Source organism: Phaeobacter sp. G2 (genome assembly GCA_025163595.1).
Taxonomy (GTDB): domain Bacteria; phylum Pseudomonadota; class Alphaproteobacteria; order Rhodobacterales; family Rhodobacteraceae; genus Pseudophaeobacter.
The window spans coordinates 1969586-1981539 of sequence record CP104100.1 but is presented as its reverse complement, the minus strand read 5'-3'; the positions used below and the strand labels follow the sequence as shown (position 1 = coordinate 1981539).

The window sequence follows — 11954 nt, the reverse complement described above, 5'->3', positions numbered from 1 at the left end:
CTGCCCATGCTCCCTTAGTGCGACGCAGTCTGGGCAACGGCGGAGATGTCCGCAGCAGCCAGAGACTGGTTGAAGTTAGCGATCAACGCCTCAGTCGAGGGACTGATGATATCGGTGACCAGCGAAGGATAGACGCCCAGCAGGATGGTCATCACCACCAGCGGCGCAAAGATGAACCGCTCGCGCGCATCCATGTCCTGGATTGTCTTCAGGCTGCCCTTGATCAGGTCACCAAAGACCACCCGACGATACAGCCACAGGGCATAAGCTGCCGAGAAGATCACCCCGGAGGCCGCAACAGCCGCCACCCAGGTGTTTTTCTGGAAGGTGCCCATCAGGGTGAGGAATTCACCGACAAAACCCGATGTGCCCGGCAGGCCGACGTTGCCCATGGTAAAGAACATAAAGACCAGCGCATAGGCGGGCATACGCACCACCAGGCCACCATAGGCACTGATCTCGCGGGTGTGCATGCGGTCGTAGATAACGCCGACGCACAGGAACAAGGCTGCCGAGATAAAGCCGTGGCTCAGCATCTGGAAGATCGCGCCATCGACACCCTGCTGGTTGGCCGCAAAGATCCCCATGGTGACAAAGCCCATATGTGCGACAGATGAATAGGCGATCAGCTTTTTCATGTCTTCCTGCACCATCGCCACCAGCGAGGTATAGACCACCGCAATGGCTGACATCCACAGGATCACATCGGTCATCACATCCGCCCCCACCGGGAACATCGGCAAAGAGAACCGCAGGAAGCCATAGCCGCCCATCTTGAGCAGGATTGCCGCCAGCACCACAGACCCGGCGGTCGGCGCCTGAACGTGGGCATCTGGCAGCCAGGTGTGCACCGGCCACATGGGCATTTTCACCGCAAAGGAGGCAAAGAAGGCCAGGAACATCAGGGTCTGCATACCGCCAACCACATGAATGCCCAGCACGTCAAAGCTTGCAGCGGAGAAACTGTGGGACAGCAGGGTCTCGATATCCGTGGTGCCCGCATCCGCATACATTGCCACCATAGCCACCAGCATCAGCACCGAGCCAAGGAAGGTATAGAGGAAGAACTTAAAGGAAGCGTAGATCCGATCCTTGCCGCCCCAGATGCCAATGATCAGGAACATCGGAATGAGGCCTGCCTCAAAGAACATGTAAAACAGCACCAGATCCAGCGCCATAAAGACACCCAGCATCAGGGTCTCCAGCAGCAGGAAGGCGATCATGTATTCCTTGACGCGGGTCGTGACTTTCCAGCTGGCCAGAATGGTCAGCGGCATCACAAAGGTGGTGAGCATCACAAACAGCACCGAGATGCCATCGACGCCCATTTTGTACTGCAGGCCAAAGATCCAGTCGCGCTCTTCCACAAATTGAAAGCCGGTATTGGTCGGGTCAAACTGGGTATAGATGCCAAGGCTCACCAGAAAGGTCAGCGAGGTGGCCATGAGGGCCAGCCATTTGGCATTGCGTTGCGCCGCTTCATCCTCGCCACGCATGAGCAGCGCCATGACAGCAGCCGCTACAGCAGGGATGAAAGTGACAATTGATAGAAGGTTGTCCATCAGTGGGCTCCTCCGCCGATCGACATCCAGGTGATCAGGGCTGCGATGCCCAGCACCATCCAGAAGGCATAGGTAAAGATGAAACCGGACTGCGCGCGACCGGCAAGTTTGGTGAAGAAGGGTACAATCCCCATGGCCACCCCATTGAGGAAGCCATCAATGACATTGCCGTCGCCCCGCTTCCAGAAGAAGCGCCCCAAGGCCAGGGCCGGTTTGACAAAGATCGCGTCATACAGCTCGTCAAAGTACCACTTGTTCTTGAGGAACAGGTAGAGCGGCTGGAAGTTATTGGCCAAACGACCCGGCAGGCTGGGGTTCACGATGTAGAACAGGATCGCCAGCAATAGCCCCAGAGACATCGCAATAAAGGGCGAAAACTTGACCCATTTTGGCGCCGCATGGGCCTGTTCCAACACATGGTTGTCTGGCGCGAAATACAGCGCCCCCTCGCCTGGCTGGCCCGCAAAGGCAACGTGATGTTCGCCAGCTGCAGCCTCGCCGTGGCCGGTATCAGCAGCTGCGTGACTGTCAGCCTCACCGTGGCCTTCAGCGGCAGCGCCATGGTCATCTGCGGCAGCCTCGGCCACAGGGATACCATAGAATTTGCCCACCTGATCCGCATGACCAAAGAAGGAGTTGTACCAGATCATCCCCGAGAACACCGCCCCCAGCGACAGAACGCCCAGAGGGATCAGCATGGTCATCGGGCTTTCATGGGCGTGGTCATGGGTGTGCTTGTCACCACGTGCCTTGCCAAAGAAGGTCAGGAACATTAGGCGCCAGCTGTAGAACGAGGTCATAAAGGCGGCAATCACCAGCATCCAGAAGCCATAGTTGGACCCACCGGCAAAGGCGCTTTCAATGATCGCATCCTTGGACAGGAAGCCGGCAAAACCAATATGGGTGAGCGGGATACCAACACCGGTAATGGCCAGGGTGCCGATCATCATCGCCCAATAGGTATAGGGGATTTTTTTGCGCAGGCCGCCGTAGTTCATCATGTCTTGCTCGTGGTGCATGGCATGAATGACCGACCCGGCGCCCAGGAACAACATCGCCTTAAAGAAAGCGTGCGTGAACAGGTGGAACATCGCAGCGGAATACATGCCAACGCCAGCGGCGACGAACATATAGCCCAGCTGCGAACAGGTGGAATAGGCAATGACGCGTTTGATGTCGGTCTGAACCAGACCAACCGTGGCGGCAAAGAAGGCCGTGGTGGCGCCCAGCACAGTGATGAACATTGTGGCCTGCGGCGCAAACTCCATCAGCGGCGACATGCGGCAGACCAGGAAGACACCCGCGGTCACCATGGTCGCAGCGTGGATCAGCGCCGACACAGGAGTCGGGCCTTCCATTGCGTCCGGCAGCCAGGTGTGCAGGATCAGCTGCGCCGATTTACCCATAGCACCGATGAACAGCAGCATCGCCAGCAGGTTGGCCGCATCCCATTCCGCCCAAAGGAAGGAGATCGAATGACCTGAAACCTTAGTTGGGATATCCGCAAAGATCTCTGTAAAGCTGATGCTGTCGGTCATCAGGAACAAACCAAAGATCCCCAGCGCAAAGCCAAAGTCGCCAACCCGGTTGACGATAAAGGCTTTCATCGCCGCAGCATTTGCGCTTGGCTTGCGGTAGTAAAACCCGATCAACAGGTAGGAGGCAACGCCCACACCTTCCCAGCCAAAGAACATCTGCAGCAGGTTATCCGAGGTCACCAGCATCAGCATGGCGAAGGTAAAGAAGGACAGATAAGCAAAGAAGCGCGGCTTGTAGCTCTCGCCGTCTTTCCACTGTGGATCGTGATCCATGTAGCCAAAGCTGTAGAGATGCACGAGGCTGGAGACCGTGGTCACCACGATCAGCATCAAGGCTGTGAGGCGGTCAAGACGGATACCCCAGGAGGTATCCAGGCTGCCGCTCTGGACCCAGGTCAGGATCTCGATCGAGCGGGTGACGCCGTCAAAGCTGATAAAGACAATCCACGACAGCAGGGCCGACAGGAACAACAGGCCCGTCGCCGTCACCATGGCGGCTTTTTCGCCGATGTATTTGTGACCAAAGCCACAAATCAGCGCGCCCACCAGAGGGGCAAAGAGGAGGATGGTTTCCATGATGCTTTAGCCCTTCATCATATTGATGTCTTCCACGGCGATGGTGCCGCGGTTACGGAAGAAGCAGACCAGGATCGCCAGACCAATGGCAGCCTCGGCGGCGGCTACGGTCAGCACGAACAGGGTAAAGACCTGCCCCACCAGATCCCCAAGGAAGCTGGAGAAGGCCACAAGGTTGATATTCACTGCCAAGAGCATCAATTCGATGCTCATCAGCAGGATGATCACGTTCTTGCGGTTCAGGAAAAGCCCGAAGATGCCGATGACGAACAGCGTCGCTGCGACGGTAAGATAATGTTCAATGCCGATCATGACTTGGCTCCTGGCGTGTCGGGGTAGAAAAGGCTGCAACCGCAAAAGGGATCGAACGCACGCGCCACCGGTTTGGAAGTCAACCAGTTTTTGAAGCTGCGGGAATGATCAATGCCATTCTTGATGGCCGTCTGTTCCAGATTTTCAACAGTGCTGTTTGCCGAAAATACAATGGGACCCTCTGGAGGCTGTAGAGATTTAACAGATGTTTTCTCTCCATAGCAGCAGGAATCGCTTTCAAGCCCTTCCAAAATGACAAGCTCTTTGGTCGTGCAGTTTGCGACAATAGCGCTTTCTTCATACGCGCAGCCGTGGTCTCCAAACCGAACGAGTTGGGCGATATTCCCTTGACCTAGGTTGAGTGCCTCTTCGCCTCGACCAAAGCCCATGCGCCCCTTCCCCGCATTGGTAAAGCTACAATCCGGATTCGTCTGAACACCGCTTAACCGCATGACCAATGAATTAGGCACAGGATCACATGCAGCAGCCGAAACAGGCGCAAAAACAAGCAAACCCATCATTAAAGACAAGGTTGTTTTCATAGCCCCTGCCCCGGTTTGATGTCTTTCAGTTCCATGGCTTTGGCCGGGTCGCGCGACATTTGCAGCATCACGTCCTGGCGTTTGACATCTTTACGATGGCGCAGGGTCAGGGTGATCGCGCCAATCATGGCGACCAGCAGGATCAAACCCGACAGCTGGAACAGAAGGAAATATTGGTCATAGATGATTAGCCCCAGGGCCTCGGTGTTGTGCCGGTCGGTCGGAATGGGCTGCGCCAGTTGTTCGGCGGCGCCGTGGGCGCTTTCCCAAGAGCCATAGGCCATCACGAACTGCATCAGGATGACCAGACCGATCAGCAAGGCGAGCGGCATGTACTGCGCCATCTCGGCCTTCAATGCAGCAAAGTCCACATCCAGCATCATCACCACAAAGAGGAACAGCACCGCGACTGCGCCCACGTAGACGATGACCAGCAGCATGGCGACGAATTCCGCCCCCAGCAGCACAAACAACCCGGCCGAAGAGATAAAGGCCAGGATCAGCCACAGCACCGAATGCACCGGCTGGCGGCTGATCACAGTGAACAGCCCGCCGGTGATGGCGCTGATGGCGAAGAGGTAGAAGGCAAAAACGCTCATGTCTCATCGTCCTTTTTGTCGGCCATGACCTCCTGCGCCAATTCAAGCGCCCGGTTCATGGCCGGTATGCCGGCAAAAACCGACATCTGTCCGATCGTTTCAACGATCTCTTGTTTCTTTGCACCCGCCTCTACAGCGTGGCGTACGGTTTGGCGTACAGCGGAATCCGCCTGCGCGCCCTGACAGGTCAACCCGGCCAATGTCAGCAAAAGCCGGGTCTTGGCATCCAGGCCATCCTTGTTGATGGTCTTGCCAAACATCATCTCCATGACCTCTTTGGGCATGGTCGGCCACAGGGCCTCGAACCCTTTCATGGACATGGGGTCCAGACCCGCCGCCAGATCCGGGTTCATGGCCTTGACCATCTCCTGGTACTGGGCCTGCGCCTGGGCCATCATGGCCTCGAATGGGTTCTTTGCATCAGTCATCGGTACGGCGCGTCGATTTCTAGGTTCCGGGCAATCTCGGCTTCCCAACGTTCGCCATTCGCCAACAGCTTGTCCTTGTCATAGAACAGCTCTTCGCGGGTCTCGGTGGCGAATTCAAAGTTGGGGCCTTCGACAATGGCATCCACCGGGCAGGCTTCCTGGCAGAACCCACAGTAGATGCATTTGGTCATGTCGATGTCATAACGCGTGGTGCGCCGCGAGCCATCTTCGCGGGGTTCCGCATCAATGGTGATCGCCTGTGCCGGACAAACAGCTTCACACAGCTTGCAGGCAATGCAGCGCTCTTCCCCATTGGGATAACGCCGCAGGGCATGTTCCCCACGAAAACGCGGGCTAAGAGGCCCCTTTTCATGGGGGTAGTTGATGGTCGCCTTGGGGGCAAAGAAGTACTTCATCCCCAGTTTGAAGCCGACCCAGAAATCCTGCAGCAGGAAATATTTGGCGGCGCGGGTGTAATCGACTTGGTTTGTCATGATTAGGCTCCCACGGTCCAGCGGGCAAAGATGCCCCAGAACCAGTCAAATTTGGCAGCAAAGGCAACAAAGACCACCCAGAACAGCGAGAAGGGCAGAAACACCTTCCAACCAAGGCGCATCAGCTGATCATAGCGGTAGCGCGGGGTGATGGCTTTTACCATTGCAAAGAGGAAGAAGAAGAAGGCCATCTTGCCAACCATCCACAGCACCCCATCGGGCAGGCCGGGAATGGGCGACAGCCAACCACCAAAGAACAGCAGCGAGGTCAGGGCGCACATCAGGAAGATGGAGATATACTCCCCCGCCATAAACAGCAGGAAGGGCGTGGCCGAATATTCCACCTGATAGCCTGCCACCAGTTCTGATTCCGCTTCGGGCAGATCGAACGGTGGGCGGTTGGTTTCCGCCAGGCAGGAGATGAAGAACAAAAACACCATTGGGAAATGCGGCAGCCAGTACCAGTTGAACAGGCCTGCGTTGCCATCCTGTGCCCGCACGATATCGCCAAAGTTCATCGAGCCGGTAGAAATGATCACCCCAACGATGATCAGACCAATGGAGACCTCATAAGAAATCATCTGCGCTGCTGAACGCAGGGCGCCGAGGAAGGGGTATTTCGAGTTCGAAGCCCAACCGCCCATGATGACGCCGTAGACTTCGAGGCTGGAAACCGCAAAGACGTAGAGGATCGCCACGTTGATGTTGGACAGGACCCAGCCATCATTGAAGGGGATCACCGCCCAGGCCACCATGGCCAGCACAAAGGAGGTCAGCGGCGCCATGATAAAGACAGTGCGATCGGCGCCCGCCGGGATCACCACCTCTTTGACCACATATTTCAGCGCGTCCGCCACCGATTGCAGGATGCCAAAGACACCCACAACATTGGGGCCACGGCGCATCTGCACAGCCGCCCAGATCTTCCGGTCCCCGTAGACGAGGAACAGAAGGGAGATCATCACAAAGGCAACAACTGCAAGCACTTGTGCCAATATCAGTACAGCAATGCCGCCTGGGGTGTTAAAGAATTCAGCCATAGGTCCTCACACCGTAGGTATTCCGTTTGCCTCGCAATTTGCCACCACGACTTCTGCGTCGATGGTGCGCAATCCGCGCGGTAGGGAGGGTGAAATCGTGTAGACCGCATCAGCCGTCTGATTGCCACCCTCTTGTTTCATTGTTGTGCGCACGTGGCGCGCAAACCCGTATCCCCGGATAAGCGCATATTGTGCCGCTGCACATTCGGCGTAGTCATCCACATCCGAACCCGAGCGGGCACCAGACATGGTCACATGAAATTGCACCAGATCGCCCTCCAGCAAACTGGTCCGAACCCCGTTGTAATCAGGATCGAACCCGTCAGCTGATCCGCCGGGAACCGGGGCACAGCCCGCCAGCGTCAAAGACGATATGAGTGCCGCGCGGATCACTCTGCCGCAATCTTCTCGGCCCGGCGGGCCTTGGCGTTTGCCGACAGCTCAGCCATCACCTGCGATGACCGGGCAATCGGGTTGGTCAGGTAGAAATCCTTGACCGCAGGCAAGAAGGCCGCCTTGCCCATAGGCTCCAGCTCCAGAGCCGCGCCTTCGTTTTCGATAACCTGGTCAACCTTTGTCAGATGCGGCACCTCGGCTACCAGGGCCTGGCGCAGCTGCGCCAGTGAATCATATGCCAGCTTGGCGTCCAGTTCGGCGCTGAGCGCCCGCAGGATGGCCCAGTTTTCCTTTGCTTCGCCAGGCGCAAAGCCCGCGCGCAGGGCCAGCTGTGGACGCCCCTCGGTGTTCACAAACAGACCACTTTCTTCGGTATAGGCCGCCCCTGGCAGGATCACATCAGCGCGGTGTGCGCCCCGGTCCCCGTGGCTGCCCTGATAGATCACAAAGGCACCACCGTTTTCAGAGCTGTCGATTTCGACTTCGTCAGCGCCAAGGTTGTAGATCACATCGGCGCCATCAATGGCCGCAGCCATGCCGCCTTCGGTCACCGCGCCAATGTCCATGGCACCAACCCGCGATGCAGCAGTGTGCAGCACCATCAGCTTGGAGCCGGTATCAGCTGCGAATTTCTGCGCATGGGCCAGAACCGCCAGACCGTCGGCTTCGCGCAACGCGCCCTGCCCGACAATGACCAGGGTTTCTTTGCCCAAAGCACTGGAATGATCGGCGCTGTGCAAGGCGTCCAGAGCGGCGCGATCGCCGCCAAGGTGGGTGTAGTCATAGGTCAGATCCACAGCTTCACCAACCAGTCCAACAGTTGCCCCGTTGATCCAGGCCTGACGGATACGCGCATTCAGCACCGGCGCTTCATTACGTGGATCTGTCCCGATCAGCATGATCGCCTTGGCACTGTCGATATCTTCGATGGTCGCGGTGCCGACATAGCCCGCCCGGTTGCCAATTGGCAGGCGCGCATTGTCAGTGCGGCATTCAACCTGACCGCCCTGCCCCTCGACCAGTTGTTTCAGGGCAAAGGCAGCCTCGACCGGGGCCAGATCCCCAATCAGGCCAGCGACTTTCTTGCCCTTCATCGCGGTGGCAGCGGCGGTCAGGGCCTCTGGCCAGGTGGCGGGTTTGAGTTTGCCGTCTACCCGCACATAGGGGCGATCCAGACGCTGACGACGCAGGCCATCCCAGACAAAACGGGTCTTGTCGGAAATCCACTCTTCGTTCACGGCGTCATTGTTGCGCGGCTGGATCCGCATCACTTCGCGGCCTTTGGTATCGACCCGGATGTTGGAGCCAAGCGCATCCATCACGTCGATGGTTTCGGTCTTGGTCAGCTCCCAGGGGCGGGCGCTAAAGGCATATGGTTTTGAGGTCAGCGCCCCAACCGGACACAAATCAATGATATTGCCCTGCAGGTTGCTGTCCAATGTCTCGTTCAGGTAGCTGGTGATCTCAGCATCTTCACCGCGCCCCGTCTGCCCCATCTGGCTAATCCCGGCCACCTCGGAGGTGAAACGCACACAACGGGTGCAGCTGATGCAACGGGTCATCGCCGTGGAGACAAGCGGCCCAAGGTTCAGATCATCCACCGCCCGTTTGGGCTCGCGGAAGCGTGAAAAATCAACACCATAAGCCATGGCCTGATCTTGCAGATCACATTCGCCGCCCTGATCACAGATCGGGCAATCCAGCGGATGGTTGATCAGCATGAACTCCATCACGCCTTCGCGGGCTTTCTTGACCATAGGTGAATTGGTCTTGACCTGTGGCGCCTGACCTTCGGGGCCGGGGCGCAGATCGCGAACCTGCATCGCGCAGGAGGCCGCAGGCTTGGGCGGGCCGCCGACGACCTCTACCAGACACATGCGGCAGTTGCCGGCAATCGACAGGCGCTCGTGATAGCAAAAACGCGGGATTTCCACCCCGGCCTCTTCGCAGGCCTGGATCAGGGTCATTGCCCCGTCCACCTCTACCTCGGTTCCGTCGATGTTGATCTTGCGGAGGTCAGACATGGTCTATTTCGCCCTCAGTAACGCGCCGATCGCGCTGTTTTTCTGTATTTCCGCACGACCAAACGCGCAGAATGTTTCTGGATCTTCATAGGACACGCCGCTCTTGCTGAGTAGCTGTTCGCCCTTTGCCCGCATCCGGGCCTTTTCTGCGTCGGATTCGATGTAGGCCCGGATTTCGCTATCCGCATAGCCCAGCGAATTGGCATGGGAGCGCAGCCGACGCAGCTCTCCGATGCCCTTAAAAAGCCGGGCCCCCAGGCTGTCGCAATGATCTGCGACCTCCTTGGCCATGGCCACGGCAAACAGCGGGTCTTCGATTTCGGGAATCTCCCGCAATGATGGCTTTGCCGCCGCCGTAGTCATGGGAAACAGAACCGCCGCTGCAAAAAACAGCGGGGCAAGCAGGGTTGGTTTGTCTTGGCCACGTGTCATGGAGCTCTCCTGTGTGGTGGAGAGGCCAAAACACCAAGACCCGGTCACGTTATGCAATAACGCTCCGGCCATTTGGCCAGGATATGCCAACAATCCGCTCACGGGTTGCATGTCCCCCGCAGCAAAGCATTGTCACCGTCACGCGGTAATGGAACCTCTGGATTGTCCAGATCAATCTCCCAGTCGATCTTGGAGGTGCCATAGTTTTCGATGCAATAAGTGGTGCCTGCATAGCGCATGGCCTCACGTGCGCCCAAAGGCGAGGCCGCAACATCGTAGACTTCGGCTTCAAAAAACGCCCGCGAGACCTTTTTGTCCACAACAGAGGCCTTGGTGCGGAAGGCGACGCCATCAAATACCGGGCGGGAGTCCTTATCGCTGCAGCCAGCCACAAGCCCAACTGACACAACAGCAGCCGCCAGTAATTTGAGATCCACACTCATCATCCGTTCCCTACCCATATTCATTCAGCGGCGATGGCGCTTTTACGACCAGTTTTTTGCGCCTTGATGCGATCTTCGATTTCCTCGCGGAAATTGCGGATCAGGCCCTGGATGGGCCAGGCGGCCGCATCGCCCAGGGCGCAGATGGTGTGGCCTTCGACCTGTTTGGTCACATCCCACAGCATGTCGATCTCTTCCAGGTCGGCTTCGCCTTTGACCAGACGGTCCATCACCCGCATCATCCAGCCAGTGCCTTCCCGGCAGGGCGTACACTGGCCGCAGCTTTCATGTTTGTAGAACTTGGCCAGGCGCCAGATCGCCTTGATGATATCGGTCTGTTTGTCCATCACGATGACCGCTGCAGTTCCCAGCCCCGAGCCCAGCTCACCGCGCAGGTAATCAAAATCCATGATCGCATCGCGCATGTTCTCACCGCGCACACACGGCACGGAAGAACCACCGGGAATCACCGCCAGCAGATTGTCCCAACCGCCGCGAATGCCACCGCAGTGTTTCTCGATCAGCTCTTCAAAAGAAATCGACATGGCTTCTTCAACCACACAAGGGTTGTTGACGTGGCCGGAAATCGCAAACAGTTTGGTGCCCGCATTGTTGGGGCGGCCAAAGCCTGCAAACCAATCCGCGCCACGGCGCAGGATGGTGGGCACAACGGCGATGCTTTCTACATTGTTCACCGTGGTGGGGCAGCCATACAGACCCGCGCCGGCCGGGAAAGGCGGCTTCATCCGGGGCATGCCCTTTTTGCCTTCGAGGCTTTCGATCAGAGCGGTTTCTTCGCCGCAGATATAGGCGCCGGCGCCGTGGTGCAGGAAGACGTCAAAATCCCAGCCGGATCCGGCTGCGTTTTTGCCCAAAAGCCCCTTGTCGTAGCATTCGTCAATGGCCGCCTGCAGCGCCTCGCGCTCGCGGATATATTCGCCGCGCAGGTAGATGTAGCAGGTATGGGCCTGCATGGCGAAGCTGGCGATCAGCGCACCCTCGATCAGCGTATGCGGATCGTGGCGCATGATTTCGCGGTCCTTGCAGGTGCCGGGTTCGGATTCATCGGCGTTGATCACCAGGTACGAAGGGCGACCGTCACTCTCTTTCGGCATGAAGGACCACTTGAGGCCGGTGGGGAAACCCGCACCACCACGGCCGCGCAGGCCTGAATCCTTCATGGTCTGGATAATCCAGTCACGGCCCTTGTCGATGATCCCCGATGTGCCATCCCAATGGCCCCGCGCCTGGGCACCTTTTAGGGTGCGCTCATGCATACCGTAGAGGTTGGTAAAGATCCGGTCCTGGTCCTTCAGCATGTCTGCCTACCCTTGGTTTTCGTTTTTACTGGCCTGACGCATGCGCCAGAGTTGCAATATGTTGACCAATGCATAGATCAGCCCCGCAAGCGCGGCAAAATCAAACAAAATCGCGTAACGGCCAGGCATTCCAATTGCCGGGCCTATGATCATGGTCAGGGCCAACCAGGCCAGCATTGTTCCGGCAATCACCAATGAGATGTGCCGCCCCTTTGCTGCGATCGCCCTATCCAGATCAACGCTCATTCA

14 protein-coding genes are annotated in these 11954 nt (G+C 57.7%); all 14 read right to left on the bottom strand.

The features are described 5' to 3' along the window. Positions 1-14 precede the first annotated feature (14 nt). Positions 15-1562 carry an NADH-quinone oxidoreductase subunit M gene (locus N1037_09440; protein UWS81211.1) on the bottom strand — a complete coding sequence of 516 codons (1548 nt, stop codon included), beginning with the start codon at positions 1560-1562 and terminating at the stop codon, positions 15-17. Then, on the bottom strand, positions 1562-3676 hold the full coding sequence (nuoL, locus tag N1037_09435; protein ID UWS81210.1) for an NADH-quinone oxidoreductase subunit L: 2115 nt from the start codon (positions 3674-3676) through the stop codon (positions 1562-1564). The genes N1037_09440 and nuoL overlap by 1 nt, the downstream gene beginning before the upstream one ends. 6 nt (positions 3677-3682) lie before the next feature. Continuing rightward, a complete protein-coding gene (gene nuoK, locus N1037_09430; GenBank protein UWS81209.1) occupies positions 3683-3988 on the bottom strand; it encodes an NADH-quinone oxidoreductase subunit NuoK in 306 nt (101 codons plus the stop codon). Continuing rightward, positions 3985-4530 carry a hypothetical protein gene (locus tag N1037_09425; protein UWS81208.1) on the bottom strand — a complete coding sequence of 182 codons (546 nt, stop codon included), beginning with the start codon at positions 4528-4530 and terminating at the stop codon, positions 3985-3987. The genes nuoK and N1037_09425 overlap by 4 nt, the downstream gene beginning before the upstream one ends. Then, positions 4527-5129, bottom strand: a complete 603-nt coding sequence (locus N1037_09420; GenBank protein UWS81207.1) for an NADH-quinone oxidoreductase subunit J — start codon at positions 5127-5129, stop codon at positions 4527-4529. Before N1037_09420 ends, N1037_09425 begins: the two co-directional genes overlap by 4 nt. After that, entirely contained in the window at positions 5126-5557 is a 432-nt protein-coding gene (locus tag N1037_09415; protein ID UWS81206.1) for a carboxymuconolactone decarboxylase family protein, read from the bottom strand. Before N1037_09415 ends, N1037_09420 begins: the two co-directional genes overlap by 4 nt. Beyond that, a complete protein-coding gene (gene nuoI, locus N1037_09410) occupies positions 5554-6051 on the bottom strand; it encodes an NADH-quinone oxidoreductase subunit NuoI (GenBank protein UWS81205.1) in 498 nt (165 codons plus the stop codon). Before nuoI ends, N1037_09415 begins: the two co-directional genes overlap by 4 nt. Positions 6052-6053: 2 nt before the next feature. Further along, complete coding sequence (gene nuoH, locus N1037_09405; protein ID UWS81204.1) at positions 6054-7091, bottom strand: NADH-quinone oxidoreductase subunit NuoH; 1038 nt, start codon at positions 7089-7091, stop codon at positions 6054-6056. A gap of 6 nt (positions 7092-7097) precedes the next feature. Further along, positions 7098-7457, bottom strand: coding sequence for a hypothetical protein (locus N1037_09400; protein ID UWS81337.1), 360 nt, complete (start codon positions 7455-7457; stop codon positions 7098-7100). A gap of 23 nt (positions 7458-7480) precedes the next feature. Continuing rightward, positions 7481-9511, bottom strand: a complete 2031-nt coding sequence (gene nuoG, locus N1037_09395; GenBank protein UWS81203.1) for an NADH-quinone oxidoreductase subunit NuoG — start codon at positions 9509-9511, stop codon at positions 7481-7483. Positions 9512-9514: 3 nt separating this feature from the next. Continuing rightward, the gene (locus N1037_09390) at positions 9515-9874 is read right to left on the bottom strand and encodes a DUF5333 domain-containing protein (protein UWS81336.1); all 360 of its coding nucleotides are present in this window, start codon (positions 9872-9874) and stop codon (positions 9515-9517) included. 167 nt (positions 9875-10041) lie between these two features. After that, positions 10042-10386 (bottom strand): hypothetical protein, encoded by a 345-nt coding sequence (locus tag N1037_09385; GenBank protein UWS81202.1) that lies wholly within the window; start codon positions 10384-10386, stop codon positions 10042-10044. A gap of 20 nt (positions 10387-10406) precedes the next feature. Then, positions 10407-11705: an NADH-quinone oxidoreductase subunit NuoF gene (gene nuoF / locus N1037_09380; GenBank protein UWS81201.1), complete on the bottom strand. Its 1299-nt coding sequence runs from the start codon at positions 11703-11705 to the stop codon at positions 10407-10409. 6 nt (positions 11706-11711) lie between these two features. Continuing rightward, complete coding sequence (locus tag N1037_09375) at positions 11712-11951, bottom strand: DUF5337 domain-containing protein (protein ID UWS81200.1); 240 nt, start codon at positions 11949-11951, stop codon at positions 11712-11714. Positions 11952-11954: the final 3 nt, after the last annotated feature.

What these genes read in the sequence shown, in the direction of transcription:
- nuoH (UWS81204.1), bottom strand. Translation starts at nt 7,091, where the DNA reads ATGGCTGAATTCTTTAACACCCCAGGCGGCATTGCTGTACTGATATTG.
- nuoI (UWS81205.1), bottom strand. Translation starts at nt 6,051, where the DNA reads ATGACAAACCAAGTCGATTACACCCGCGCCGCCAAATATTTCCTGCTG.
- nuoL (UWS81210.1), bottom strand. Translation starts at nt 3,676, where the DNA reads ATGGAAACCATCCTCCTCTTTGCCCCTCTGGTGGGCGCGCTGATTTGT.
- N1037_09440 (UWS81211.1), bottom strand. Translation starts at nt 1,562, where the DNA reads ATGGACAACCTTCTATCAATTGTCACTTTCATCCCTGCTGTAGCGGCT.
- N1037_09420 (UWS81207.1), bottom strand. Translation starts at nt 5,129, where the DNA reads ATGAGCGTTTTTGCCTTCTACCTCTTCGCCATCAGCGCCATCACCGGC.
- nuoK (UWS81209.1), bottom strand. Translation starts at nt 3,988, where the DNA reads ATGATCGGCATTGAACATTATCTTACCGTCGCAGCGACGCTGTTCGTC.
- N1037_09415 (UWS81206.1), bottom strand. Translation starts at nt 5,557, where the DNA reads ATGACTGATGCAAAGAACCCATTCGAGGCCATGATGGCCCAGGCGCAG.
- nuoF (UWS81201.1), bottom strand. Translation starts at nt 11,705, where the DNA reads ATGCTGAAGGACCAGGACCGGATCTTTACCAACCTCTACGGTATGCAT.
- N1037_09375 (UWS81200.1), bottom strand. Translation starts at nt 11,951, where the DNA reads ATGAGCGTTGATCTGGATAGGGCGATCGCAGCAAAGGGGCGGCACATC.
- nuoG (UWS81203.1), bottom strand. Translation starts at nt 9,511, where the DNA reads ATGTCTGACCTCCGCAAGATCAACATCGACGGAACCGAGGTAGAGGTG.
- N1037_09385 (UWS81202.1), bottom strand. Translation starts at nt 10,386, where the DNA reads ATGAGTGTGGATCTCAAATTACTGGCGGCTGCTGTTGTGTCAGTTGGG.
- N1037_09425 (UWS81208.1), bottom strand. Translation starts at nt 4,530, where the DNA reads ATGAAAACAACCTTGTCTTTAATGATGGGTTTGCTTGTTTTTGCGCCT.
- N1037_09390 (UWS81336.1), bottom strand. Translation starts at nt 9,874, where the DNA reads ATGACTACGGCGGCGGCAAAGCCATCATTGCGGGAGATTCCCGAAATC.